Origin of the sequence: Janthinobacterium sp. SUN206 (assembly GCF_030587305.1) — a bacterium.
Taxonomy (GTDB): Bacteria; Pseudomonadota; Gammaproteobacteria; order Burkholderiales; family Burkholderiaceae_D; genus Janthinobacterium; species Janthinobacterium kumbetense.
In genome coordinates, this window is sequence record NZ_JAPWIB010000003.1 from 65,813 (window position 1) to 90,241 (window position 24,429).

Annotated in this window: 23 protein-coding genes; 10 read left to right on the forward strand and 13 right to left on the reverse strand. The window is 63.5% G+C overall.

The features are described from left to right. Positions 1-15 precede the first annotated feature (15 nt). From ccoO to O3300_RS17260, 5 genes are all read left to right on the forward strand, one after another. Positions 16-630 (forward strand): cytochrome-c oxidase, cbb3-type subunit II, encoded by a 615-nt coding sequence (gene ccoO / locus O3300_RS17240; RefSeq protein ID WP_251349658.1) that lies wholly within the window; start codon positions 16-18, stop codon positions 628-630. Position 631: 1 nt separating this feature from the next. After that, complete coding sequence (locus tag O3300_RS17245) at positions 632-835, forward strand: cbb3-type cytochrome c oxidase subunit 3 (RefSeq protein WP_251349657.1); 204 nt, start codon at positions 632-634, stop codon at positions 833-835. Further along, the gene (gene ccoP / locus O3300_RS17250; protein WP_251349656.1) at positions 828-1,748 is read left to right on the forward strand and encodes a cytochrome-c oxidase, cbb3-type subunit III; all 921 of its coding nucleotides are present in this window, start codon (positions 828-830) and stop codon (positions 1,746-1,748) included. The genes O3300_RS17245 and ccoP overlap by 8 nt, the downstream gene beginning before the upstream one ends. A gap of 2 nt (positions 1,749-1,750) precedes the next feature. Next, on the forward strand, positions 1,751-3,133 hold the full coding sequence (ccoG, locus tag O3300_RS17255; protein WP_099666002.1) for a cytochrome c oxidase accessory protein CcoG: 1,383 nt from the start codon (positions 1,751-1,753) through the stop codon (positions 3,131-3,133). A 102-nt stretch (positions 3,134-3,235) separates the two neighbouring features. Beyond that, the gene (locus O3300_RS17260) at positions 3,236-3,760 is read left to right on the forward strand and encodes a FixH family protein (protein ID WP_251349655.1); all 525 of its coding nucleotides are present in this window, start codon (positions 3,236-3,238) and stop codon (positions 3,758-3,760) included. Between the two features lie 124 nt (positions 3,761-3,884). Here the strand turns inward: O3300_RS17260 and fnr are convergent, their stop codons facing one another. After that, complete coding sequence (gene fnr, locus O3300_RS17265; RefSeq protein ID WP_034782711.1) at positions 3,885-4,643, reverse strand: fumarate/nitrate reduction transcriptional regulator Fnr; 759 nt, start codon at positions 4,641-4,643, stop codon at positions 3,885-3,887. A 249-nt stretch (positions 4,644-4,892) separates the two neighbouring features. Here fnr and O3300_RS17270 point away from each other — a divergent pair, with 249 nt between their 5' ends. Continuing rightward, complete coding sequence (locus O3300_RS17270) at positions 4,893-7,967, forward strand: response regulator (protein WP_305053636.1); 3,075 nt, start codon at positions 4,893-4,895, stop codon at positions 7,965-7,967. 1 nt (position 7,968) lies between these two features. Here the strand turns inward: O3300_RS17270 and O3300_RS17275 are convergent, their stop codons facing one another. The 4 genes from O3300_RS17275 to modA are packed head-to-tail and all read right to left on the reverse strand — an operon-like array spanning position 7,969 to position 10,941. Further along, positions 7,969-8,736, reverse strand: coding sequence for a TOBE domain-containing protein (locus tag O3300_RS17275; protein ID WP_099665999.1), 768 nt, complete (start codon positions 8,734-8,736; stop codon positions 7,969-7,971). A 40-nt stretch (positions 8,737-8,776) separates the two neighbouring features. Next, positions 8,777-9,487 (reverse strand): sulfate/molybdate ABC transporter ATP-binding protein, encoded by a 711-nt coding sequence (locus O3300_RS17280; protein WP_289918865.1) that lies wholly within the window; start codon positions 9,485-9,487, stop codon positions 8,777-8,779. Between the two features lie 8 nt (positions 9,488-9,495). Further along, complete coding sequence (gene modB / locus O3300_RS17285) at positions 9,496-10,167, reverse strand: molybdate ABC transporter permease subunit (protein ID WP_099665998.1); 672 nt, start codon at positions 10,165-10,167, stop codon at positions 9,496-9,498. Between the two features lie 15 nt (positions 10,168-10,182). Beyond that, the gene (gene modA / locus O3300_RS17290; RefSeq protein WP_099665997.1) at positions 10,183-10,941 is read right to left on the reverse strand and encodes a molybdate ABC transporter substrate-binding protein; all 759 of its coding nucleotides are present in this window, start codon (positions 10,939-10,941) and stop codon (positions 10,183-10,185) included. 166 nt (positions 10,942-11,107) lie between these two features. On the opposite strand from modA, the gene O3300_RS17295 reads away from it, so the two are divergent. Next, positions 11,108-11,890, forward strand: coding sequence for a sterol desaturase family protein (locus O3300_RS17295; RefSeq protein ID WP_289899731.1), 783 nt, complete (start codon positions 11,108-11,110; stop codon positions 11,888-11,890). Here the strand turns inward: O3300_RS17295 and O3300_RS17300 are convergent. From O3300_RS17300 to O3300_RS17320, 5 genes are all read right to left on the reverse strand, one after another. After that, complete coding sequence (locus O3300_RS17300) at positions 11,887-12,891, reverse strand: bile acid:sodium symporter family protein (protein ID WP_099665995.1); 1,005 nt, start codon at positions 12,889-12,891, stop codon at positions 11,887-11,889. The two genes, O3300_RS17295 and O3300_RS17300, sit on opposite strands and share 4 nt — an antisense overlap. 213 nt (positions 12,892-13,104) lie before the next feature. Next, positions 13,105-13,467: a BON domain-containing protein gene (locus O3300_RS17305; protein ID WP_034752546.1), complete on the reverse strand. Its 363-nt coding sequence runs from the start codon at positions 13,465-13,467 to the stop codon at positions 13,105-13,107. Positions 13,468-13,734: 267 nt separating this feature from the next. Continuing rightward, complete coding sequence (locus O3300_RS17310) at positions 13,735-15,102, reverse strand: sigma 54-interacting transcriptional regulator (RefSeq protein WP_099665994.1); 1,368 nt, start codon at positions 15,100-15,102, stop codon at positions 13,735-13,737. Beyond that, entirely contained in the window at positions 15,099-15,641 is a 543-nt protein-coding gene (locus O3300_RS17315) for a hypothetical protein (RefSeq protein WP_305053637.1), read from the reverse strand. Before O3300_RS17315 ends, O3300_RS17310 begins: the two co-directional genes overlap by 4 nt. After that, the gene (locus O3300_RS17320; RefSeq protein WP_251349647.1) at positions 15,638-17,050 is read right to left on the reverse strand and encodes an ATP-binding protein; all 1,413 of its coding nucleotides are present in this window, start codon (positions 17,048-17,050) and stop codon (positions 15,638-15,640) included. The genes O3300_RS17315 and O3300_RS17320 overlap by 4 nt, the downstream gene beginning before the upstream one ends. A 283-nt stretch (positions 17,051-17,333) precedes the next feature. Between O3300_RS17320 and O3300_RS17325 the strand changes: the two genes are divergently transcribed. Further along, on the forward strand, positions 17,334-20,204 hold the full coding sequence (locus tag O3300_RS17325; protein ID WP_305053638.1) for an insulinase family protein: 2,871 nt from the start codon (positions 17,334-17,336) through the stop codon (positions 20,202-20,204). Positions 20,205-20,352: 148 nt separating this feature from the next. On the opposite strand, the gene O3300_RS17330 is transcribed toward O3300_RS17325, so the two are convergent. Together O3300_RS17330 and O3300_RS17335 are read right to left on the reverse strand one after the other, a co-directional pair. After that, the gene (locus O3300_RS17330; RefSeq protein ID WP_099668299.1) at positions 20,353-20,763 is read right to left on the reverse strand and encodes a VOC family protein; all 411 of its coding nucleotides are present in this window, start codon (positions 20,761-20,763) and stop codon (positions 20,353-20,355) included. Positions 20,764-20,818: 55 nt separating this feature from the next. Beyond that, positions 20,819-21,715, reverse strand: coding sequence for an AraC family transcriptional regulator (locus O3300_RS17335; protein ID WP_305053639.1), 897 nt, complete (start codon positions 21,713-21,715; stop codon positions 20,819-20,821). Positions 21,716-21,845: 130 nt separating this feature from the next. On the opposite strand from O3300_RS17335, the gene O3300_RS17340 reads away from it, so the two are divergent. Both O3300_RS17340 and O3300_RS17345 read left to right on the forward strand, forming a co-directional pair. Then, positions 21,846-22,886: a class I SAM-dependent methyltransferase gene (locus O3300_RS17340; protein ID WP_305053640.1), complete on the forward strand. Its 1,041-nt coding sequence runs from the start codon at positions 21,846-21,848 to the stop codon at positions 22,884-22,886. 166 nt (positions 22,887-23,052) lie between these two features. After that, a complete protein-coding gene (locus O3300_RS17345) occupies positions 23,053-23,352 on the forward strand; it encodes a hypothetical protein (RefSeq protein WP_289906039.1) in 300 nt (99 codons plus the stop codon). An 87-nt stretch (positions 23,353-23,439) separates the two neighbouring features. Here O3300_RS17345 and O3300_RS17350 read toward each other — a convergent pair whose 3' ends face one another. Continuing rightward, on the reverse strand, positions 23,440-24,339 hold the full coding sequence (locus O3300_RS17350; protein ID WP_305053641.1) for a LysR substrate-binding domain-containing protein: 900 nt from the start codon (positions 24,337-24,339) through the stop codon (positions 23,440-23,442). Positions 24,340-24,429 lie beyond the last annotated feature (90 nt).

Below are 24,429 nucleotides of genomic sequence, written 5' to 3' on the forward strand. Positions count from 1 at the left end.
TAGGAGCGAAAGCAAATGAAATTTTCACATGCATGGATTGAAAGAAACCCCTGGCTGCTGATCGCCCTGGTCACGGTGGTGATCAGCATCGGCGGCGCCGTCGAGATCGTTCCCCTGTTCTTCCAGAAGAGCACGACGGAACCCGTCGCCGGCCTGAAGCCGTACTCGCCGCTGCGCCTGGCGGGCCGCGACATCTACGTGCGCGAAGGCTGCTACAACTGCCACTCGCAGATGGTGCGTCCGCTGCGCGCGGAAACGGAACGCTATGGCCACTATTCGGTCGCCGGCGAATTCGTCTACGACCGTCCATTCCAGTGGGGTTCCAAGCGCACGGGACCCGACCTGGCCCGCGTGGGCGCGCGCTACAGCGATGAATGGCACCGCACGCACTTGAACAACCCGCGCGACGTGGTGCCCGAGTCGAACATGCCGTCCTACCCCTGGCTGGCGAAGACCAAGCTGGTGCCTGACGACATCATGCCGAAGATGCGCGCCCTGAAACGCCTGGGCCAGCCGTACAGCGATGCAGAGATCGCCGCCGGCCCCGCGCAGCTGCAGGACAAGACGGAAGAAGACGCCCTGGTCGCCTATCTGCAAGGCCTCGGTACATTAATCAAAACAAGGAATTAGCATGGCAATCGAAAACCTGTTTGACAGCGCCAGCAGCGTCATGACGGTGGTTTCCTTTACGACGTTCGTGGGCATCCTGTGGTGGACGTTCAGCCGCAGCAACAGCGACTTCGACGCGGCGGCACGCCTGCCGTTCGCCGACGACGCGCTCGACTATCCGGCCGAGGCCGAGACGACCCTGGCGAAGGAGCATAACCATGGCTGACTTTACCAACGGCTTCTGGAATATCTACGTCATCGTGCTGTCCCTGCTGGGCATCATCGGCTGCGGCGTGCTGCTGTACTCGCAGTCGAAAGTGAAAGTGCCGGCCGGCGCCCCCGCCGACGGCACCACGGGCCACGTCTGGGACGAGGACTTGAAGGAACTCAATACGCCGATGCCGCGCTGGTGGATGTGGTTGTTCTACATCACCATCGTCTTCTCCCTGGCGTACCTGTTCCTGTATCCGGGCCTGGGCAACTATGCCGGCAGCCTGGGCTGGAAATCGACGGGCCAGTACGAGGAAGAGCTGAAGAAGGCGGAAGCCGACTACGGTCCCTTGTTCAACAAGTACCTGAGCCAGGACTTGAAGACGGTGGCCGCCGATCCGCAGGCGCAAGCCATCGGCCAGCGCCTGTTCCTGACCTACTGCGCGCAATGCCACGGTTCGGATGCGCGCGGCAACAAGGGCTTCCCCAACCTGACCGACAAGGACTGGCTGTATGGCGGCGAACCCGACATCATCAAGACCACCATCATGCACGGCCGCAATGGGCAAATGCCACCGATGGGCGCCGCCCTGGGCTCCGAAAAGGATGTCGAGAACGTGGCCCATTATGTGCTGAGCCTGTCCGGCTCGACCTCGGATCCCGTCAAGTCCGTGCTGGGCAAGGCCAAGTTCGGCGCCTGCATGGCCTGTCATGGCGCCGATGCCAAGGGTAACCAGATGCTGGGCGCGCCAAACCTGACGGACAAGACCTGGCTGTACGGCGGCAGCGCCGACACCATCATGGAAACCGTACGCAAGGGACGCAGCAACACCATGCCGGCCTTCAGCGATTTCCTCGGCGAATCCAAGGTACACGTGCTGTCGGCGTATGTCTGGAGCCTGTCGAATCCGCAGGCACCCGCAAAGTAAAAATGGAACCTCAAGTCATCAAGATGTATGCGGCCCGCGAGCAAATCTACCCTCGCGAGGCCAAAGGACGCTACGCTACCTGGCGATGGGTATGCGTATGGCTTACCCAGCTGGCGTTCTACGGCTTGCCGTGGTTGACCTGGAATGGCAGGCAAGCCCTGCTGTTCGATTTGACCACGCGCAAGTTCTACATTTTCGGCGTCGTGCTGTGGCCCCAGGATTTCATCTATCTGGCGGCCCTGCTGATCATCTGTGCGTATTTGTTGTTCCTCGTCACGGCCATTGCCGGGCGGGTGTGGTGCGGGTTCTCTTGCCCGCAAACGGTATACACGGAAATTTTCCTGTGGGTCGAACGCCGCATCGAGGGCACGCGCAGCGCGCGCATGGCCCTCGACAAGCAGGGCCCCTCCGTGCGCAAGGCGTTCAAGAAGACGGCCAAGCACCTGGTATGGGGCGCCATCGCCCTGTGGACGGGCTTTACCTTTGTCGGCTACTTCACGCCGATCAAGGAACTGGCGCAGTCGGTGACCACGCTGAACTTCGGTCCCTGGGAATGGTTCTGGGTCTTGTTCTACAGTCTGGCAACCTACGGCAACGCGGGCTGGCTGCGCGAGCAGGTGTGCAAATACATGTGCCCCTACGCGCGCTTCCAGAGCGCCATGTTCGACCAGGACACCCTGATCATCACCTACGATGCCAAGCGCGGCGAACCACGTGGCGCCATGAGCAAGAAGGCCGGCAACAACGACAAGCTGGGCGATTGCATCGACTGTACCCTGTGCGTGCAGGTGTGTCCGACCGGCATCGATATCCGTAACGGCCTGCAGTATGAATGCATCGGTTGCGCCGCTTGCGTCGATGCCTGCAACAGCGTGATGGACAAGGTCGACCGGCCACGGGGACTGGTACGCTACAGTACCGACCATGCGATGGAAAACAACTTCAATTCGAAGCAGATACGCCAGCGCGCCATGCGCCCGCGCGTCTTGATCTACACTTCCATCCTGGCCCTGATCATCATCGCCGTGTGTACTTCGCTGGCCCTGCGCACGCCCCTGAAAATGGACGTGATCCGCGACCGCGGTTCCATGGGACGCGAAGTGGAAGACGGCATGATCGAAAACGTCTACCGCCTGCAGATCATGAACACGTCGGAGCAAAGCCAGCATTTCAAAATCAGCGCTTCCGGCTTGCCGGGCCTGACCTTGCTGACGCGCGAAGAAGTGACCTTGCAGCCGACGGAAACGCTGGGTTGGCCCATCCGCCTGCGCGTGCCGCACGGCGTGGGAGAGAAGGGCTCGAACAAGATTGCGATCGAATTGCAATCGCTGGACGACCCATCGCTGCATGTGCGTGAAAGCGCGGTATTCATCGTGCCACGTTAACAAGGAAAGGCGGACGGGGACCGGGTGCCCTCGCCGCCGCCACGAAGTTGCAGGAAGGCCGGTCCCCATGCGGGGACTGGCTGATTAAACAGGAGAAATATCATGTCCGACAGTCTGAAACTGCAAGCACCCGTTGCACCGTGGTACAAGCATCGCTGGCCATGGCTGCTGATGATCGGCCCCGGCCTGTCCGTGGTCGTCGGCAGCTTCATGGGCTATATCGCGTTTACGCAGCCCGATGCGCTGGTGGTGGGCGATTATTACAAGCAGGGCAAGGCGATCAACCAGGATTTGAAGCGCGACACGATCGCCAGCGACCTGGCGATGGATACGCGCCTGTCGTATGACGTGGCGCAAGCACGCCTGACCGGTTCCGTGCACAGCTTCGGCAAGGCCTATCAGGCGCCTTTGCAGCTGCACCTGGCGCATGCGACCCTGCCGGAAAAGGATATCAAGGTGCTGGTGCAGCCCGACGCAGCCGGCAATTTTTCCGTAGCGCTGCCGATGCTCGAGCGCAGCCGCTGGCAAGTGCTGGTGGAAAACGACAAACGCGAGTGGCGCCTGTCCGGCATCTGGACCTGGCCCCTGCAGCGCAGCATCGCGCTGCATGCGGATGAAGAGCTATAACGTACAGCGCCGGGAAAACCGTAGCGAGCGGCAGTGATTTGTGGTTGAGAAGCGCAGCTGTGCTATAGCACAGCGAGCATCGCAAGCCGCAAAGCGCGACGCGCAGCAGGTTTTGACGGTGCTGTTACTTGCAGACGTCCGTGCCGGCCGTAATGGCTTTCAGCTTGGCCGGCTGCAGGATTTCAATTTCCCGGTTGGAGACGCGCAGCCAGCCTTCCTTCTTGAACTTCGACAGCAGGCGGCTGACGCTCTCGATGGTCAGGCCCAGGTAGTTGCCGATTTCCTCGCGCGACATGCGCAGCTGGAAATTGCTGCCCGAATAGCCGCGCGCTTCATAGCGCGACGCCAGGTTGACGATGAAGGCGGCAAAGCGCTGCGTCGCCTGCATATTGCCCAGCAACAGCATGACGCTTTGCTCGCGCGTGATTTCCTGGCTCATCATGCGGTGGAAATGGCGCAGCAGGGTCGGCATATTGCCCAGCAATTGTTCCAGGCTGGAAAACGGGATTTCACACACTTCGCTGTCTTCCAGCGCCACCGCATTACAGTGGTGGCGGTCGGCGCTGATAGCGTCCATGCCCAGCAGTTCACCCGCCATCTGGAAGCCCGTCACCTGCTCTTCGCCGCCCGGATTGATCTGGTACGTCTTGAAATGCCCCAGGCGGATCGCATACAGGTTCTGGAACGAGTCGCCGATGCGGAACAGCGAGGCGCCGCGCACGATCTTGCGGCGGCGGCCGATGATCTGGTCCAGCCTGTCCATGTCGCCCACATCGAGGCCCATCGGCAGGCACAATTGATGCATGCTGCAGGTCGAGCATCGCGCACGCAACGCCTCCACGTTCACGGTGGGCAAGGTTGGAGTGAGTAGCGCTTCAGTCATGTCGGTACCTTTTAGAAAATGCAACAACAAGTTTACTGCATACAGCCGCATACAGGGTTGCCGTATGCCAATTTCACCGTAAATTCGGCGAATAAACGACGTCCAGCCTTTAATTATATGGCAACATCGTCAAAAGCCCATCCGGGACGGGCAATTTGCGCGGCACCGCTTGCCAAGCTGGGGCATTGATAGGAAAATTCCTGACAGCATTATCTGCCGCCTGTGCCGCCCGGTACTGAAAAGGAAATCATGAAGCCTCTCGGCATTAAAGCAAAAGTCGCGCTGGCCACCAGCCTGACCTCGATCGCCATGATCGCGCTGGTCACCATGATCCAGGTGCAGCACATGCGCGACGACTTCACCCGAGTACTGCTGAGCCAGCAATCGTCCCTGATCACCCGCACCGCCGCCGAACTCGACGACAAGCTGGGCATGCTGCTGCAGATCGTCACCCTGACGGCCAGGCAGCAGCCGCCGGAATTGATCGCCCGGCCCGCCCAATTGCGCGAATACTATTCGCGCCGCTCGATGCTGGTGCTGTTCGATGACGTGCTGGTGCTCGACGCGCATGGCGCCGTCGTGGCCGACATGCCGGAAGTAGCGGGGCGCGCCGGCATCAACGTCGCCGAGCGCGAGTATTTCCAGACCGTCCTGCGCACGCGCCAGCCCATGATCACCGAACCGATGCTGGGCAAGTCGAGCGGCATGCCCATCGTGCAGATGGTGGCGCCCGTGCTGGCCGCCGATGGCCAGGTGGCCGGCGTGGTGATCGGCGTGCTGCGCCTGTACAAGGACAACCTGCTGGGTCGCCTGCGCTCGGAAAAGATCGGCAAGAGCGGCTATTACTTCATCCTCACGCGCGGCGCCGTGCCGCGCTACGTGCTGCATCCCGATACCAGCCGGCTGCTGCAACCGCGCCAGCCGAACGCCAACCTGACGACGACCCGGCTGCTGCAGGAAGATGGCGAAGGCAGCATGGTCAGCACCAACAGCCGCGGCATCACGGCCGTCAACAGCTTCAAGCGCCTGAAATCCGTGAACTGGCTGCTGGCCGCCTCGCTCCCCGTCGAGGATGCCTTCGAACCGTTCGATGGCGTGCTGTACCGATTGGTGCTGTGGAGCATCCTCGCCTCGCTGCTGGCCGCCTTTGTTCTGGGCTGGGTCACCGTGCGCCTGCTGTCGCCGCTGGTGCGCCTGCGCGACACCCTGCAAGCCCTGCGCACCAGCGGCAGCCGCTTCACGCCCGTGCCGGTGCAGCAGCGCGACGAGATCGGCGAACTGACGGAAGCGTTCAACGGCCTGATGAGCGAACGCGACCGCCTGCAGCAGGAGCTCGAATCGCGCGCGGCGGAGCTGGAACAGGAACGCGACCGGGCCGAGGCGGCCAACCGCGCGAAGAGCGATTTCGTGGCCAACATGAGCCATGAAATCCGCACGCCCCTCAATGCCGTGCTGGGCATGGTGTATTTGCTAGGCAATACCAGGCTCGACACGGAACAGCGCAAGTATCTGACCATGGTCAGAGTGGCGGGCCAGTCGCTGCTGGGCATCCTCAACGACGTGCTCGACTATTCGAAGATCGAGGCACGGCGCATGGAATTGTCGCCCGTCGAATTCGACCTCGACGAAGTCATGAATACCCTGGCCACGACGATGACGATGAATGCGGGCGAAAAGGAGCTGGAACTGGCCATCGCCGTCGAGCCCGACGTGCCGCGGCGCCTCGTGGGCGACGCCCAGCGCCTGCAGCAAATCCTCGTCAACCTGGCCGGCAACGCCATCAAGTTCACGGAGAGCGGCGAAGTGGTGGTGGCCGTCAGCCTGGCCGAGAGCGAGAGCGGCCGCGCCTGGCTGCGCTTCGAGGTGCGCGACACGGGCATCGGCATGACGGAACTGCAGCAACAGCAGCTGTTTGCCGCGTTTTCCCAGGGCGACCAGAGCATCACGCGGCGCTTCGGCGGCACGGGCCTGGGCCTGGCCATCAGCAAGCAGCTGATCCACATGATGGGCGGCGACATCGCCGTCGCCAGCAGCGAAGGCAAGGGCAGCCGCTTCTGGTTCAGCGTGCCCTTCGAAATGCTGGCGCAACCGGCCGAAACGCGGCGCACGCCGGCGCTGGGCCAGCTGCGCCTGCTGGTGGCCGACGACAACCGCACCACGCGCGAACTGATCGTCAAGCTGATCGAGGCGTGGGGCTGGCTGGCCGACGAAGTGGACTCCGGCTTTGCCGCCATCGAGCTGTACCGCGAACGCCTGGCGCAGCAGCAACCGTATGACGTGGTGCTGGCCGACTGGCACATGCCCGTCATGGATGGCCTGGCCACGGCCAAGGCCATCCGCCAGGCGGCCAGCGGCCAGCGCCAGCCCATCGTGGTGATGGTCAACGCGTTCGCCCGCAACCACCTGGAAGAAATCTCCAGCGCGGCCGAGGCCGACGTCGTGCTGATGAAGCCGATCACGGGATCGAGCCTGTTCGACGCCCTGCACCAGGCGCTGATCGCGAAGGACGACGGCGGCGAGCAGCGCATGCTGCACCAGCCGCTGGGCACGGAACTGGCCGGCGTGCATTTCCTGCTGGTGGAAGACAATCATTTGAACCAGGCCGTGGCGCGCGGCATCCTCGAACACATGGGCGCCACCCTGGACGTGGTGGGCGACGGCTTGCAAGCCGTGGAACGGCTGCGCACGGAAGCGCTGCGCTACGACATCGTGCTGATGGACATGCAGATGCCCGTCATGGACGGTTTCAGCGCCACCCACATCATCCGCACGGAACTGCGCTTGCACCTGCCCGTGATCGCCATGACGGCCGGCGTGCTGGCGTCCGAGCGCGAGCGCTGCATGACGGCCGGCATCAGCGATTTCATCGCCAAGCCCGTGGTGGTGGAAGAGATGATGGAAGTCATCCTGCGCCACCTGCCCAAGCGCCCGCAAGTTCAGACGGCCGAGCCGGCACGCGTCGCCGATGAGGAAGTGTTTTCCATGGCGCCGCTGATGCGCGTGATGGGACGCGATGCGAAGGGGCGCGGCGTGCTGCGGCGCATGGTGGAAGACGCGCTGAACAAGGGCATGACGCCCGTGCGCGACGCCGAAACGGCGTTGCAGGCGGGCCGCCACAGCGACGTGGCACGCATCCTGCACAGCGTGCGCGGCTCCGTCGGCACCCTAGGCACGAAACGCCTGATCCGCGCCGCGTTCGCCACCGAGGAAGCCATCGATGCGGGCCGCCTGGACGAGGCCCCGGCGCTGCTGGCGCACACGGCGCAGGAACTGGAACAGGCGCTGGCGGCGGCGGCCGATTGGTTGTCGCGCCTGCAGGATTAAATCAGGCGGGCACGCCCAGAATCACGCTGGACGCTTTAAAAATCGCCGTCACGTTACTGCCGAGTTCGATGCCCAGGTCGGTGCTGCTCTGGTTGGTGATGATGGCGGCAATCGTGCCGCCGCGCGGCAAGTCCAGCACCACTTCCGTATTGACGGCGCCCGTCTGCACGCGCGTCACGACCCCGGCCAGCTGGTTGCGCGCGGAAAAACGCGCGCCCTGGCTGTCCGTCACGAGGATGATGGATGACGCCTTGATCAGCGCAAACGCTTCCGCGCCCGGCACCAGGCCCAGGCTCGCGCTGCTGCCCTGCGTGACGATGGCCACGATGTGCTGGCCACCGGGCAATTCCAGGGTGACTTCATCGTTGACGGCGCCCTGTTTCAGTTCGGTCACCTTGCCCAGGAATTGATTGCGTGCCGTGGTTTTCATGGCCATTCTCCGTATGAGTAAAAGATCGTCGGCGATGCCTTCCGCCTGGCTGCCCAGCTGGCGCAGGTAGCGGGCATGCTCGCGCTCGATGATACGGAAATTGTCGACCAGCTGGCGCCCCCGTGGCGTCAGCCGCGTGCCGCCGCCGCCCTTGCCGCCCGTCAAGCGCTCGACCAGCGGTTCGCCGGCCAGGTTGTTCATGGCGTCGATGGCGTCCCAGGCCGCCTTGTAGCTCATCTTCACAAGCTTGGCCGCCTGCGTGATGGAGCCGCATTCGGCGATGGCGCCCAGCAATTCCACCCGGCCGGCGCCGCCCAGGTTTTCTCCGCCCACCGTCATCCATACCGAGCCTTGCAGGCCGATTTCCGCTGCCGCTGATTTATCCAATGCGTTCACCCAATGCCTTATTTTCTTCCATGCTGTCAATTTGTCCGTCACGCAAGTAAAGCACATGTTCACCCAGAATGCGCGCATCTTCCGGATCATGTGTGATCAGGATCATGGGCACGTCCAGGCGCTGCTGCCACTGGCTCAACTCCAGGCGCATTTTGACACGCAGGGCCGGATCGAGGGCGGCAAACGGCTCGTCGAGCAGCAGCGCGGCCGGCTCAGCCACGAGCGCCCTCGCCAGCGCCACCCTTTGGCGCTGGCCACCGGACAACTCGTCGGGAAACTGGTGCGCCAGTTCCTGCAAGTGGAAGGCGTCGAGCCAATGCTCGACCTTCTGCAATTTTTCGCGCGCGCGCGGGTTGAACCAGCCGCGGCGCAAGCCAAAGCCCACGTTTTGGCGCACCGTCAGGTGCGGGAACAGCGCGTAATCCTGGAACAGATAGGCGACATTGCGCTGCTGCGGCGGCAAATTGATGCCGGCGGCGGAATCGAACAGGGTGCGCCCGTTCAGGCGGATATGGCCCGCCTCAGGCGTGAAGAGGCCGGCAATGGCTTTCAGGGTCATGCTCTTGCCGGCGCCGGACGGGCCATACATGGCGATGCGCTGGCTGCTGGAAGTGCATTGCACCTGCAGGTCGAAGCGGCGTTTGCCGGAGCGCAAGGTGGCGCGGAGGTCGAGGTCGAGTTGCATAGGCGTCATCATCTGCATCATTTGTGCGCGATGCGTCCGGGCGCCAGGCGGCCCGCCGACAACAGCACCACGATGCAGACGAGGGAGATAATCAGGACCAGCGTATTGGCCACCTCGTCCTGGCCCGCCTGCACGGCTTCAAACACGGCCACCGACAGGGTCTGCGTCTTGCCGGGAATGCTGCCGGCCACCATCAGGGTGGCGCCGAACTCGCCCAGCGCGCGCACAAAGCCCAGCAGCACGCCGGCGAGGATGCCGCGCCAGGCCAGCGGCAAGGTCACGCGGAAAAAGATCGCCATTTCCGAGATACCCAGCACGCGGGCGGCCTGCTCCAGCTGGCCATCGACCGCTTCGAAGGCGGCGCGCGCGGGCTTGAAGACGAGGGGAAAGGCGACCACGGTGGAGGCGATCACGGCGCCTTGCCACGTAAAGATGAGATTGATGCCGAAGTTGTCCTGCAGCCAGATGCCCATCGTGCCGCGCCGGCCCAGCAGCACCAGCAGGTAATAGCCGAGCACGGTGGGCGGCATCACCATCGGCAGGGTCATGAGGGCGTCGAGCAGCTCGCGCCCGGGAAAACGCGTGCGCGCCAGCACATAGCCCGTACCGATGCCGAGCAGCAAATTGAGCGCCGTGGCCCACGCCGCTACCTTGAGCGACAGGGCCAGCGCGGTCCAGGCGATATCCATGCGCGTTCGTTTACCTTATGGCTTCTTGAAACCGTACTTGGCGAGGATGGCTTGCGCCGGCGCCGTCTGCAGGTAGCTGACGAAGCGCTTCGCTTCAGCCTGGTTGGCGCTGTCCTTGATGGTGGCGATCGGGTACAGCACGGGCGCGTCCAATGGCACGTCCAGCACCACGTTCACCTTGTCTTTCATGATGGCCGCGTCGGTGGCGTAGACAAAGCCCGCATCGACTTCGCCGCGCGCCACGTAGTCGAGCGACTGGCGCACGTTCTGCGTGCCGATGGCCTTGGGCTGCACGGCGTCCCACAGCTTCGCCTTCTTCAGCGCGCCTTCGGAGTAACGGCCGACGGGCACGCTGGCCGGATTGGCGATGGCCACGCGGGTCACGCTCTTGTGCGTCAGGTCGCTCAAGTTCTTGATGCCCAGCTTGCTATCGTGCGGCACGATCAGCACCAGGCTGTTGCCGACGAAATCCATGCGGTCGGCCGGCAGGACGAAGCCCTGCTTTTGCGCCGCATCCATGGTTTCCTGGTCCGCCGAGGCAAACACGTCCACGGGCGCGCCCTTGACGATCTGTTGCAGCAGCACGCCCGAGGCGGCGAAGTTCAGGGACACCTTGCTGCCCGGATACTGCGCCTCGTAGCTCTGCGCCGCATCCTTGAACGCATTCGTCAGGCTGGCCGCGGCCGACACCACCACTTCACCGGCAAGGGCGGAGGTGGCGGCGGTGGCCAGCAGGGCGGTGCCAAGCAGGCGGGCGAGGGAGGTGAGGCGCATGATCGTATCCTTGTAAAGTGAACGGTGAACAAGGAGCGTAATATACACTTATATATAGCGTTATGCCATTGCATGGGTCAAGGCAACGCCAATGGCATTGACAGACGGGAATGGGCGGACTATTTTTAACAAGAGACAACTATCCACTACTTTCCAGGGGTAAACGATGGGATACGCAGCGCTACTGCTTGGCCCCCTGATGCTCCTGGCGGTCATTCTTCTGGCATTGCTCATCGAGAGGCGGCATCCCCTGCAGCAACAGCCTTCGGGGGCGTCACGCTTCAATCTTGCGTATATGCTCATCTATGCCGCCAGCGGCGCCATGCTGGCCCCGCTCACGGCCATCGTCACGGTACAGCTTGTCAATGCGGCCGGCGGCGGGCTCATCAATCTAGCCTCTTCAGGCTGGATGCTGGCGCCGGCCTTCCTCGCGTATGCCCTGACCATGGATTTTCTGGAATACGTCTTTCATCGCGTGCAACACCGCGTACCCGCCATGTGGGCCATGCATTCCTTCCATCACAGCGATACGGCCATGAATGCCAGCACAACGACGCGGCACTATTGGGCCGAAGCGGGCATCAAGGCACTCAGTATCTATCTGCTGGCGGGGATCTTATTCAAGACCAATATGGTGATTCTGGGAATGTACGGGATACTGAGCTTGTATCATGTTTTCCCGCACATGAATGTCCGGGTCGGCTTTGGCCGTTACTGGATGCTGTGCAATTCACCGCAGTACCATCGCGTTCATCACTCGGTGCAAGCCGAGCATTTCAACTGCAATTTCGCGGGGCTGTTCCCCGTCTTCGACTGGCTGTTCGGCACCCACCATATTCCCCGCGCGGGAGAATATCCCCCGACGGGGCTGGACACGGGCAAGGCGCCGGGCACCTTGCTTGACGCGCTGACGTGGCCGGTGCGCAGCAAGGCCCCGTCCATCCCCTAGACGCGCACCGCCGCCGCCTCGTCGCGCCGCGCATACTTTTGCGCGATCACGGCGCAAATCATCAGCTGAATCTGGTGGAACAGCATCAGCGGCAAGATCACCATGCCCAGCGAACGCGTGGAGAACAGCACCTTGGCCATGGGCACGCCGCTGGCCAGGCTTTTCTTCGAGGCGCAAAAGACGATGGCGATTTCATCTTCCTTGTTGAAACCCAGGCGGCGGCTGACAAAGGTCGAAATACCCAGCACCAGTGCCAGCAGCAGCAGGCTGATCAGGCCCAGGGCCACCAGCGTTTCCACCGAAATCGTATGCCACAGGCCTTCGCTGACGGCTTCGCTGAAGGCCGTATAGACCACCAGCAAGATCGAACCCTGGTCGACGTATTTCAGGGTGGCCTTGTGGCGGTCGACCCAACGGCCGATCCAGCGGCGCAGGAACTGGCCGGCCAGGAAGGGCAGCAGCAGTTGCAGGACGATGGACAGCACGGCGTCCACCGAGGACTTGCTTTCCGCGCCCTTGGCCACCAGCAAGCCCACCAGGAGGGGAGCGAGGAAAATACCGATGAAGTTCGAGGCCGAAGCGCTGCAGATGGCGGCCGGCACGTTGCCGCGCGCCATGGCGGTCATGGCAATGGAGGACTGCACGGTGGACGGCAAGGCGCACAGGAACAAGATGCCCATGTACAAGTCGGGCGTGAGGAAGGTCAGCGCCAGCGGGCGCAATGCCAGGCCCAGCAGAGGAAACAGGACAAAGGTGCTGGCCAGCACCAGCAAGTGCAGGCGCCAGTGCATGGCGCCGGCCACCACGGCTTCGCGCGACAGCTTGGCGCCGTGCAGGAAGAACAGGGCGCCGATGGCGACGGTGGTGATATTGCCGAAGACCACGGCCGTCTGGCCCGTGCAGGGCAGGAACGTGGCCAGCGCCACGGTGACGAGCAGGGCGATGGTGAAGTTATCGGGTTTCAGATTGCGCAACAGGGCAGCGGGAGAAAAAGAAGACATGCGGTAGCCTGGTAACGGCGCAGCCTTGCAACAGAATGCTGTGCCGGGGATGACAAACAGCGCCGGGAGCGGCGCCAGTGCTGGCTATTCTACTTGTATTTCCCGGCTCCTTGCCTGGCGGCATCGGCATGGCTGGCCAGGTCAAACCGTGCGGACAAAAAAAATGCCCTGTCCGCAGACAGGGCAACCCGGAGTAAAGTACAGCGCGAGGGCTTAGCCGGCGGCTTTGACTTTCAGCTCGTTCTTGATTTCTTTCACGCCGCTCACGGAAGCGACGATCTGCACGACGCGGTCACCCGCTTCGGCGCTCGGCACGTCGCCCGACAGGACGACCACACCTTGCTGGGTTGCCACCTTGACGGGCAGGGCAGCGGCTTGCGCATCGGCGCTCAGGGCGGCCTTGGCCGAGGAAGTGATGGTTTCATCAGGGACGGCAGCGGCGGCGTTGGCGGCCACAACGGTGTCAGCAGGAGCTTGTGCTTTTGGTGCGGAGTCAGCGGCATGCGAAGCGGTGATCGAGGCGCCCGACAGTACGATAGCGGCAACCAGGGTATTGAACAGTTTCGATGTTTGCATGGTAGTTCCTCTCAATGAAGTTAAAAGCTTCTTACTTGGATAAAGCAACACTTTGAAGCGTCACATCTACCCATATAGCAAGCACCGTGCCAGCTTTTAATTTCCTTTCAAAATCAACGACTTAGCTTTAGACTCGATTTTTCCTGCCCGTTTCGCGGCGTTCCGGGCCGAAAATCCGGGCTTTTTGTCGTCTGCCAGCGACAGCCTGTGGCAACAATATCAATGTTTTACAATAAGTCGTTGATTATTAATACTTTATTTTTGTCGCTATTCAGCGACAGGGTCGCCTTCGCCGCGGAACAGGGCCGGCGTCAGCTCGTATTTCTGCAATAAACGGTAGAACTCCGTGCGGTTGCGGTCGGCCAGGCGGGCCGCGTCGGCCACGTTGCCATCCGTCAGGCGCAACAGCTGGATCAGGTAGTCGCGCTCGAAGCGCTGCTTCGCTTCGTTGTAGCTGAGCGCTTCCAGCGAGGGCACGCGCAAGGCCCGCTGCACCAGGCTCAAGGGCACCAGCGGCGCCGTGGCCAGCGCGCACACTTGCTCGACGACATTGACCAGCTGGCGCACATTGCCGGGCCAAGGCGCCGCCACCAGGGCCGTCAAAGCGTCGGGCGCAAAGCCGTTCAGGGGTTTCTCATATTTGGCCGCCAGCTTCTGCAGGAAATGATTCGCCAGCAAGGCGATGTCTTCGCGGCGCTCGGCCAGCGGCGGCAGGGTCAAGGTCACGACATTGAGGCGGTAATACAAGTCTTCGCGGAATTGCCCCTCGGCCATCGCCACGTCCAGGTCGCGGTGCGTGGCAGACAACAAGCGCACGTCCACCGGACGCGTCTGGTCGGCGCCCACGGGGCGCACGGCCCGCTCCTGCAGCACCCGCAGCAGTTTCACCTGCAGCGGCAGCGGCATGTCGCCGATCTCATCCAGGAACAGAGTGCCGCCATCGGCCGCCTGGAACAAGCCTTCGCGGTTGCCGACGGCGCCCGTAAACGAGCCTTTGACGTGGCCGAACAGTTCCGATTCCAGCAGCTGCTCGGGAATGGCGCCGCAGTTGACGGCGATGAACGGCGCCTTGGCGCGGCGGCTGGCGTTGTGCAGCGCGCGCGCCAGCAATTCCTTGCCCGTGCCGCTGGGACCGCGGATCAGGATGCTGGCGTCGGAACCCGCCACCAGCTTGGCTTCGGCCAGCAGTTCGGCCATCTGCGCGCTGCGGCTGATCAGCTCGGCACGCCAGCTCTCGTCGCCGGACGCGGGCGCCGGCATGACGGTGGACAAGTTGATGGCATACGCCACTTTTTCCATCAGCAGCTTGCCGTCGAACGGTTTCGTCAGGTAGGCAAACGCGCCGCGCGCCGTCGCGTCGACGGCGTCGGGAATGGTGCCGTGGGCTGTGAGCAAAATGACGGGCAGGGCCGCATGCTGGCGGCGGATTTCATCGAACAGGGCCAGGCCGTCGCGGCCCGGCAATTGCACGTCGGTAATAACCAGGGCGGGCAATTCCACGGCCAGGCGCGCCAGCGCCGCTTCCGCACTGCCCACGGCCGTCACGCGATAGTTGCCCGCCTTCAAGCGGATGGTCAGCAGGCGCAACAGGTCGGGATCGTCGTCGACCAGCAAGATGTGGGCGTGCTCGCTCATTTCGGCGCTCCCGCGGCGGGGCGCACGGACAGGCTGCGCTCGATGTTTTTCAGCGCTTCCAGCTTTTCATTGAGCTGGTCGATGCGGCGCTGGGCGTCGCGCAGCTGCGTGTTGAGCTTGTCGATGCCCTCGTCCTGGCGGCGCAGTTCCGCATACTGGCTGCCCAGCAATTGCGCCAGCGGCGCCAGCAGTTGCGCGTCCTTGCCCGTGGCCGTGGCCAGCGGTTCCAGCAAGGCTTGCGCGCGGGCCAGGTCGCCGGGACCGCGCAAGGCCGCTTGCAGCATGGCGCGGCGTAGCGTGTTGTGCGGCGCATGGTCGGCTTTCGCCAGGTCCAGCTGCGCCTTCACCAGCTCCGACGGCGTCATCAGGCGCAAGGCGCCCTGATACGCCAGCAGTTCGGTCAGCTGGGGATCGGCCACCACCACCACGCGCGGCGGCGTTTGCACCAGCACGGGCGTCTGGATCGGGGGCTTGGCGGCGCAAGCGCCCAACAGCAGCGCGCAGGCGGCCATGCCGGCCAGGGAAATTCTCGTCATCATAAGGGCAGTTCTATCCGAAAATGCGCGCCGGCGGGGCGCGGTAAAAGAGTGACGCTGCCATCGTGGGCGGCGATATATTCGCGCACGATGGACAGGCCGATGCCATTGCCGTTGCGCGCGCCGGCCGCCTGGCGCACGCCCTGATAAAACGGCTCGAAGATGCGCGCGGCATCTTCGGGCGCCACGCCGGCGCCCTCGTCGGTGCAATCGATGCGCACGCGGCCGCCTTCGCCAGACAGGGTGAAACGCACGGTGCCGCCTTCCGGGCTGAAGCGCACGGCATTCGACAGCAGGTTCGCCAGGGCCGTGGCCAGCTTGTCGCGGTCGGCCTGCACGATCAGCGACGCGCCCTGCACCTCGACCGTCAAGCGGCGCGCCAGCCATTGCAGGCGCTGCCCGGCCACCACATCTTGCAGCAAGACCAGCAAGTCCACCTTGCTGCGCGCCAAATGCTGGGCATCAAAAGCGGCGGTATTGTAGCGCAGCAAGTCTTCGATCTGGGTTTGCAGGGACGCCGTGTTTTGCTGCAGGATGCCGGCGATTTCACGCTGACCGTCGCTGAGCTTGCCCGCGACTTCGTCTTCCAGCAAGGCCACGCCTTCGCGCAGGGCCGCCAGCGGGGTTTTCAGCTCATGCGAGATGTGGCGCAGAAAACGTTCCTTGTCGGCATCGAGATCGGCCAGGCGCTGGCGCAGCCAGTCGAGCTGCTGGCCCAGGCGGCGCGTGTCGGCCGGGCCGCCGACGACGATGGGCTGGTCGTAGCGCTTGTCGCCCAGGCGCTCGATGGCCGTCTCGATGCGGCGCAGCGGGCGCGACAACAGAAAGCCGAAGCAGGTGGCCAGCACGGCCGCCAGCAGCACGGCGCCGCCGACCAGCACGCCCAGCAGGCGGCGCTGGCGTTCCAGCTCGGCCAGCAGGGCATCGTTGCGGCTGCCGATTTCCGTCTTGCTTTCGCGCGCCAGGCTGTCATTGATCTGCGTCATGCGGGCAAACGCGCGGTACACGACGGCGTGGCCATCGCGCTTGCGGCGCTTACCCGCTTGCAAGACTTCCCACGCCGCTTGTGCCTGCACCGTCCATTCATCGGCCAGTTGCGGGGCGAACTCGGGCGTGGCCCGGTTCAGCACTTGCAGCGCCGCCGTCGCTTCGTCGCGGGCCGCCGCGTAGCGCTCGCGGAAGACGGGATCGTCGAGCACGAGGAATTGGCGCGCGCTGCGCTCCATGGCCAGCGTGCGCTCGGACAGGCGCTGCGACTGTTCCGTCAAGGCAATCGCCTGCGCCGCCGTCTCGCGCCCCAGCCGCGCCAGGTGTTCCAGGGTCAGCAGGGCTTGCACGGAGGTGGCCGTCAAAATGCCCGTCGTCAAAATGAAGGCGGCAAATAGCAGTTGGCGAAAGGAAAGTCGGGACAAGGTGGGCGCCTTCGGTTCAGTCTGGAGTGCAAAAGGCGCATGGTACGCTAAGCGTTCATCGCGAGGCGCCACCTGTCAAAAAATAGCCGATCTGGCAATGTTGTTGCTTTTGCGATCGGCAAGCAAGCCACGGCGGCGGCGCGCAGATACTCCTAGTACAATAGAGAAAAGCTTCATACAGGCATCAAAGTGGCCCCGGCCCTGGCATTACGCCACTTTGCCCCCACATGTGATGCAGCCCCACCGACACTCCGAATCACCTACCGCAGAGATCCCATACCGCATGAGCACATTTGAAAAAGTCAGCAGCAACTTCATTCCAGTCTTGCAGGCAACCATCGAGCAATATGTCGAGCCAGCAACGGGCATGCGCCATATCCACATGCATACCGAGCAGGCTGAGATGGTGTTCCTGGTGGCCTTTCCCACTGTGCCGGAAGTGAGCGACGGGCGCGCCCACATCCTCGAGCACCTGGCCTTGTGCGGCTCGGCCCGCTACCCGGTGCGCGACCCCTTCTTTTCGATGCTGCGCCGCTCGACGGCCACCTTCATGAATGCGATGACCTACCCGGACCGCACCGTGTACCCGTTCGCCAGCACCGACCGCAAGGATTTCTTCAACTTGCTCGACGTCTACCTGGACGCGGCCTTCTTCCCGAATCTCGATTACCTGAATTTCCGCCAGGAAGGCTGGCGCCATGCGTTCGAAGGCGACAAGCTGGTGTACCAGGGCATCGTCTTCAACGAAATGAAGGGCGCCTTCAACAGCCCCATGCGCGCGCTCGACAGCGGCATCGCCAGCGCCTTGCTCAAGGGCACGACGTATGAAGTGGAATCGGGCGGCGATCCGCTGGTGATCCCCGAACTGACGCATGAGATGCTGAAAGAATTCCACGCCAGCCACTATCACCCTTCGCAAGCCGTGATCATGACCGCCGGCAATATCGAAGCGTCGGCCGTGCAAGAGCAGGTGGCCGAACGCGTGCTGTCCAAGCTCAGCGGCTTCAGCCCGCGCCGCCTGCCGCAACTGGCGCCCGCGTGGACGGCGCCGCAGGAAAACGTGGTGAAAATTCCATCGCAGGAAGCGCGCGACGATGAATTCGGCCTGCAATTCGCCTGGCTGATGGGCGAGTCGAGCGACCCCATCGCCTACTACCACGCGCATTTGCTGTCGCACGGCTTGCTGGGCGAATCGTCGGCGCCCGTCATGCGCGCCATGGAATCGGCCGGCTATGGCCGCCCATCGGACATGAATGGCCGCGATGCGGGCATCCGCCAGATGGTATTCCACATCGGCATGGAAGGTTTGACGCAGGAACAGATCGCCGACGCGCACCAGCGCATCTGGACGGCCCTGGAAGAGACGGCGCAAGAGGGCATTCCCGCCGCCGTGCTGCACGCGGCCTTGCGCGATATCAAATACAGCCAGCGCGAAATCAGCAGCGGCCGCATGCCTTACGGCCTGGGCCGCCTGCTGCACGCCTTGCCGCTGGCCATGTACGACGGCAACGTCATGGATGCCTTCGACAATGCGGACATCCTGGAAACCCTGGAACAGCAGATCGAAGACCCGGAATTCTTCAAGCAGCTGGTGCGCGAGCTGATCGCCAATCCAACCCGTCTGACCACCCACGTGGTGCCCGACAGCGCCTACTTCACGGACCGCGCCGCCCTGGAAGACGCTAGGCTGGCGGCCTTGCAGGCGAAGCTGACGGATGCCGAGCGCGAGCACATCATCGCCGAGTCCGCCGCGCTGGAAGCGCATCAGCAGCTGCCGTCGAATTCCGAAGTCTTGCCGCGCATCCGCCCCGGCGACGTCAGCGCGCTGCCGCGCCCGGCACTGCCGATTCCCCCGGCCGTCGACGGCGCCGTGGCGTTCAGCATTGCCTCGAACGGCATCAGCTATGCCAACGTGCTGTACGACGTGTCGGGCTTGCCGGAAGCGTCGTGGCCCTGGCTGCGCCTGTACACGGACCTGGCGCCGGAACTGGGCGTGGGCGACATGTCGTTCGACGACGCCAGCGCCTGGCGCCAGAGCATGGTGCCATCGTTCCACATCGGCCTGGAAGCCATTCCCCGCCCGCAACAAGCGATGCGCGTGGAATTGTCGTTCTCGGCCAGCGGCTTGCGCGAAGAACACGCGGCCATCGCCGCCGTGCTGTCGGCCTGGATCGCCAAGCCCCGCTTCGATGAGGAAGAGCGCCTGGCTTTCCTGATCGAAAGCCTGGTGCAAGACAAATTGAGCAGCCTGTCCGAATCGGGCAACCGCTACGCCATGCTGGCCGCGGCGGCACCGCTGTCGCCCACGCGCCGCTTCGACGACATCGTCGGCGGCCCGGCGGCCTTGCCGTTCTACCGCCGTTTGCAGCAGCTGAGCAAGACTTCCGAGGGCTTGCAGGAAATCGCGCGCGAGCTCGACACCCTGCACGCGCACATCATCGCCCAGCAGCCAACCGTGCTGTGCGCCGGCCTGGAGCAGGATGGCATCACCCTGGCCCGCTTGCTGGAATTGCCGGCAGCCAGCACGGATGCCGCCGCAGCGACTGAAACGCCAGCGCCGGCAGCCTTGCCGCTGGCCAACACGGCCCTGCATGCGACGAGCCAGATCAACCATTGCTTCGTTTCCTGGGCCGTGCCTGGCGTGCACAATCCGGACGCGTCCGCCTTGGCCGTCGCCGCCGAACTGATGACCAACCAGGTGCTGCATACGGCCCTGCGCGAAAAAGGCGGCGCGTATGGCGGCAGCGCCAGCTATGCGGCCGGCGCCGGCACGTTTACCTTGAGTTCCTACCGCGATCCGCGCCTGGCCGGCACGTACGCCGACTTCGGCACGACCCTGGATCAAATCCTCGATGGCGATTTCTCGCAGGAACAAGTGGAAGAAGCCATCATCTGCGTCATCAAGGGCCTCGACAAGCCCCATTCGCCGTACGCGGAAGCGCTGACGGCGTGGAACATGCAGCAGCGCGGCACGACGGAAGCCGTGCGCCAGCAATTCCGCACGGGCGTATTGACCTGCACCCTGAGCCAGATCAAGGAAGTCACGCGCACCTGGCTGAAAAACGGCCAGCAGAGCCGCGCCGCGTTTGCGGGCAACACGACGCAAGACCTGGCGGGCCTGGACGTGGTCGATCTGCTGGCGCTGGCCAGCTAAGGCGTGGGCTTAACAAGTGTTTTGACTTGGCTGTTGCAACGCCTGACAAAACCGTAGCGAGCGGCAGTGATTTGTGGCCGAGAAGCGCAACCGTAATCTGGTACGGTGAGCATCGCCGGCCGCAAAGCGCGACGCGCAGTAGGTTTGGTCAGGCGTTTCCAGGTACGGCGTTCGGCTCCATGAACATCAACTCCCATTGATGTCCATCCAGGTCCTGGAAACTGTGGCCATACATGAAGCCGAAATCCATCGGCTCCTTGTAGATGCTGCCGCCCGCCTGGACGGCCTTCGCCACCAGCGCATCGACTTCACCGCGGCTTTCGGCCGACAGGCACACGAGCACTTCCGTCGCCACCTTGGTATCGCACAGCTGCTTGGGCGTAAATTGCTTGAATTTGTCGTGCGTCAACAGCATCACGAAAATGTCGTCGGCGACGATCATGCACGTTGCCGTTTCATCCGTGAAATGGGCATTGAAACTGAAGCCCAGCGCCGTGAAAAACGCCACGGAGCGTTCCAGCGACTGGACGGGCAGATTGACAAATATTTTGCGGGCCATCATGTCTCCTTCAAGTGAGATGAAAAATGCTGCCCGCCGATTCTACACCGGCTTTTTACGGGCCAGCGCGTCCCACGGTCTTCGGCACGTAGCCGAAATAGCGGCTGAACGCAGCGCTGAAATTGGACGGATGGCGATAGCCGGTTTGCCAGCCCGCCTGCGCCACCTGGCAACCATTTTCCAGCAGTAACTTTGCCCGCTGCATGCGCAACGCCAGCAGGGTGCGCTGCGGACTGTCGTTGTAGCGGTAGCGCCATCCCTGCTTGAGCTTGAACAAGCTCAGGCCCGCTTGCGCGCACAGGTAATCGAGCGTCAGGTCTTGCGCCATCTGTTCCTGCATCAGCGCATGGACACGCTCCAGCTTGATCATCTCGGCCTCGGACCAGCGCGGGATGGAAGCGGGCACGGGCGCCGGCCGCAGCGCCCGCAACTGTTCCGCCAGGACACTGAGCACGCCGATATGCACGGCCAGCGGATCCGTCGCGCGCAGCAGCGCCCGCGCCTGCAAAGCGGACGCCGCCGTGGTGGCCGCATGCGCCAGCTGGCGCGCGCCGCCGTGGGGCAGCAGTGACGCCAGGCCTTGCGGCCAGTAGCGCGCCAGCGCGTCTTCATCGACCAGCACGCGCAATTGCGCCGCCCGCTGATTCGCCTCGAAACGGCGCTCGCCGCTGACGTGCCGAAACGCCGTCACCGTCGTATGGCCGGCCCGGAAACGCAATTGTTCGCCATCGCGCGTCGTGTAGCCGGACACGCCTTCCAGGCCGATGGTGATCACCATGCCGCCCGCATCGTCATGCTTCGATTGCTCGACGAGCGCAAGGCGCGGACGGTAATCGGAATGCACGAGCAGCAAACCCTGGTCGACCTGGCGCTGGTCAGCGCGGCACTCGCCCATCCCGGGGTCCAGCTGGCGCCGCGTCCAGCCTGCCGCTTCCCTGTCCTGTTCCCTCATCGCTCCCCCTGTTTTCCCGCGCGCCGTCGCGCATACGAAATGCGCCGTGCCGCATACAAATGCAAATGATAATTATTCTCATTGTTGCATAAAATAGGTGCTCTTGCCCACCTCACCGAAAGGAAGCACCATGCCATTCACCACACAACACGCCTTGCAACCGTATTGGGATCTGGCCGTCGCGCCCGTCCAGGCCGATGGACTGGCCGCCGCCCTGGAATTGGGCATTTTCGAATTGCTGGCCACGCCGCACACGCCGACGCAACTGGCCGACGCCCTGTCGCTGCACGCACCGCACACGGCGCTGCTGCTGGAATTACTGTGGAGCATGCAGGTGCTGGAACGCGATGCGGCCGATGCTGATGCGCAGCACTACCGCTGCACGGCCGCCACCTTGCAGTATTTCTGCCGCGACTCCGAGGCCTTTTGCGGCGACGCCTGGCTGTACCGGCTGCATGCGCTGCGCCATTTCGCCACCCAGCTGAGTACGCTGGTGCGCGAGGGCGGCAAGGCCGCGCCCTACAGCACGGCAAGTGGCATCAACTGGGCCATTGCCGCGCAGCAGCAAATTGGCCAGGAACAACGCGCCGTCACCATGCGCGCAGCCCTGTCCGTGATGCAGCGCATCGCCCCGTTTGCAGACGGCCACACGCCGCTGCGCCTGCTCGACCTGGGTGGCGGACCGGGCTGGGTTGCCATTGCGCTGGCGCAAGCCCATGCGGGCTTGCACGGCGGCGTCTTCGACTGGCCGGAAACGGTGGCCGTGGCAGCCGCGAACATCGCCCATGCGCAACTGTCTGACCGCCTGGAGACTGTGGGCGGCGACCTGGCCAGCGACGATATCGGCAGCGGCTACGACCTCATCTGGTGCTCGTCCGTGCTGCATTTCGTGCCCGACATGGCGGCAGCCTTGCGCAAGATCCATGCGGCGTTGACACCCGGTGGCGTCTTCGTTTGCGTGCAGGCGGAAATCGCCCCGGCAGCCGGCGACGCGGCGCGCGTGCTGCCGTATTACTTGCCGATGCGCATGCTGGGCCGCACGGTAACCCAGCAGGGAGAATTGGCGCAGCTGCTGCGCGACACGGGCTGGCGGCAAGTGGAGCAATACAGCGCCAGCGACTTCCCCATGGCGCCCGTGCAGGTGCTGATTGCGCGCAAGGATGGAGCGTGAATCCGTCCCCGCGCAGCGCGCTGCCGCAAGCGCCATTTGATGCATCGCATGGCAAGCGCTGCGCCCATGTGGTTGAATACTGGCTGCGCAGCGATAGCGCTGAACGCTGAACCATGACAAACCCCGCATCACGCATCTGAGATAGCACCAAAATGTCCATCGCCCTATGAGCCTGACACTATCTGATCGTTCTGGAACGATCCTCGGAGAAATTGTCGTCCTGTCCGAGAATGCGCTTGTTCTCGGGACTTTTCTTCCCACGGCAGCCTTTGCCGCATACGCGACCTTATTCAAAAATCTGGAACAAGCCGCCAACGATCAGCTTTTCGTCGAGGCAGACCGATTGGAACAGGAAATTCAGTCATGCGATTTTTGCGTACTCGACACGCACAGCGGCATGCAGCGGAACATAGCTGATTTGCAGATCATGCAAGATGGAATCTGTTTCCATTGGCGAGCAAACTGAGAACAGCCACGGTAAGCCTGCGCCGGCAGCCCGCGCCGGGACCGATGCATGCCGATGTCCCACGGCGCCCGTTTCCGCTCGCCAGTATCAAGCGGGGCTGTCCCGCAACGCGTCGATGATCAGGCCAGCCAGCCGCTCGACGGGCGGCCTGGGCACGCTGGAGGCGCGCAGCAGTTCCAGCGACAGCGGGGGCAGGGCGGGCAAGCCCGCCGCCACGTGGTCGAGCGCGCAGACGGAAGACGGCAAGCCCAGGCTGGTGCGCACCGTCACGCCCAGCCCGGCGGCCGCCGCCGCCCACAGTCCCGCCAGACTGGGACTGGTAAACGCCGTGCGCCAGGCGATGCCGGCATGGTCCAGCGCCTGCGTAGCGCAGCGCTGGAACAGGCAGTCGCGGTCGAAGGTAATGAGCGGCAAGGGCTCGCCCGATTCAGGCTGCCAGGCCAGGCTGGACGAGGCGATCCAGCGCATGGCCGGCTCGGCAATATGCTGGCGCTGCGGCTGCGGATACTCAGCCACGTCGGTGATGCAGGCGCCGCCCCACAGCAGGGCCAGGTCCAGCTGGCCCATGGCCAGCCCTTGCATCAGGGCCGTGTTGCGCGCCACGTGCGCCTCGATGCGCACTTTCGGATGCGCGCGGGCAAAGCGTCCCAGCACGTCGGGCAGCAAGGCTTCGCCGAAATCTTCCTGCAAACCGAGCCTGATCCAGCCTTCCAGTTCCGCGCCGCGCAAGGCGACGGCCGCCTCGTCGTTGAGTTCCAGCAGGCGGCGTGCATAGCCGAGCAGCACTTCGCCGGCCGGTGTCAGCGCCAGGCCCCGGCCATCCTTGCGGAACAGGGGCATGCCCGCCTGCTCCTCGAGTTTTTTCAGCTGCGCGCTGACGGCCGAGGTGGAGCGGCCCACCTTGTCCGCCGCGCGGGCAAAGCTGCCCAGCTCGATGCCAGCCACATAGCTGCGCAAGAAGGCGATGTCAAAATTCAGCAAGCTCATGGCGCAAATACAATCGTCCTGTTTTATGGGATGGTGACTGGTAAATTATCTGATATTCAGAACGATCGTACTGCGCAACACTGTCAGGGT

What these genes read in the sequence shown, in the direction of transcription:
- modA (WP_099665997.1), bottom strand. Translation starts at nt 10,941, where the DNA reads ATGCGCCTCACCTCCCTCGCCCGCCTGCTTGGCACCGCCCTGCTGGCC.
- O3300_RS17295 (WP_289899731.1), top strand. Translation starts at nt 11,108, where the DNA reads ATGGGATACGCAGCGCTACTGCTTGGCCCCCTGATGCTCCTGGCGGTC.
- modB (WP_099665998.1), bottom strand. Translation starts at nt 10,167, where the DNA reads ATGGATATCGCCTGGACCGCGCTGGCCCTGTCGCTCAAGGTAGCGGCG.
- O3300_RS17300 (WP_099665995.1), bottom strand. Translation starts at nt 12,891, where the DNA reads ATGTCTTCTTTTTCTCCCGCTGCCCTGTTGCGCAATCTGAAACCCGAT.
- ccoG (WP_099666002.1), top strand. Translation starts at nt 1,751, where the DNA reads ATGGAACCTCAAGTCATCAAGATGTATGCGGCCCGCGAGCAAATCTAC.
- fnr (WP_034782711.1), bottom strand. Translation starts at nt 4,643, where the DNA reads ATGACTGAAGCGCTACTCACTCCAACCTTGCCCACCGTGAACGTGGAG.
- O3300_RS17330 (WP_099668299.1), bottom strand. Translation starts at nt 20,763, where the DNA reads ATGGCCCGCAAAATATTTGTCAATCTGCCCGTCCAGTCGCTGGAACGC.
- O3300_RS17280 (WP_289918865.1), bottom strand. Translation starts at nt 9,487, where the DNA reads ATGACGCCTATGCAACTCGACCTCGACCTCCGCGCCACCTTGCGCTCC.
- O3300_RS17340 (WP_305053640.1), top strand. Translation starts at nt 21,846, where the DNA reads ATGCCATTCACCACACAACACGCCTTGCAACCGTATTGGGATCTGGCC.
- ccoP (WP_251349656.1), top strand. Translation starts at nt 828, where the DNA reads ATGGCTGACTTTACCAACGGCTTCTGGAATATCTACGTCATCGTGCTG.
- O3300_RS17275 (WP_099665999.1), bottom strand. Translation starts at nt 8,736, where the DNA reads ATGACGGTGGGCGGAGAAAACCTGGGCGGCGCCGGCCGGGTGGAATTG.
- O3300_RS17325 (WP_305053638.1), top strand. Translation starts at nt 17,334, where the DNA reads ATGAGCACATTTGAAAAAGTCAGCAGCAACTTCATTCCAGTCTTGCAG.
- O3300_RS17260 (WP_251349655.1), top strand. Translation starts at nt 3,236, where the DNA reads ATGTCCGACAGTCTGAAACTGCAAGCACCCGTTGCACCGTGGTACAAG.
- O3300_RS17345 (WP_289906039.1), top strand. Translation starts at nt 23,053, where the DNA reads ATGAGCCTGACACTATCTGATCGTTCTGGAACGATCCTCGGAGAAATT.
- ccoO (WP_251349658.1), top strand. Translation starts at nt 16, where the DNA reads ATGAAATTTTCACATGCATGGATTGAAAGAAACCCCTGGCTGCTGATC.
- O3300_RS17335 (WP_305053639.1), bottom strand. Translation starts at nt 21,715, where the DNA reads ATGAGGGAACAGGACAGGGAAGCGGCAGGCTGGACGCGGCGCCAGCTG.
- O3300_RS17270 (WP_305053636.1), top strand. Translation starts at nt 4,893, where the DNA reads ATGAAGCCTCTCGGCATTAAAGCAAAAGTCGCGCTGGCCACCAGCCTG.
- O3300_RS17310 (WP_099665994.1), bottom strand. Translation starts at nt 15,102, where the DNA reads ATGAGCGAGCACGCCCACATCTTGCTGGTCGACGACGATCCCGACCTG.
- O3300_RS17305 (WP_034752546.1), bottom strand. Translation starts at nt 13,467, where the DNA reads ATGCAAACATCGAAACTGTTCAATACCCTGGTTGCCGCTATCGTACTG.
- O3300_RS17315 (WP_305053637.1), bottom strand. Translation starts at nt 15,641, where the DNA reads ATGATGACGAGAATTTCCCTGGCCGGCATGGCCGCCTGCGCGCTGCTG.
- O3300_RS17245 (WP_251349657.1), top strand. Translation starts at nt 632, where the DNA reads ATGGCAATCGAAAACCTGTTTGACAGCGCCAGCAGCGTCATGACGGTG.
- O3300_RS17350 (WP_305053641.1), bottom strand. Translation starts at nt 24,339, where the DNA reads ATGAGCTTGCTGAATTTTGACATCGCCTTCTTGCGCAGCTATGTGGCT.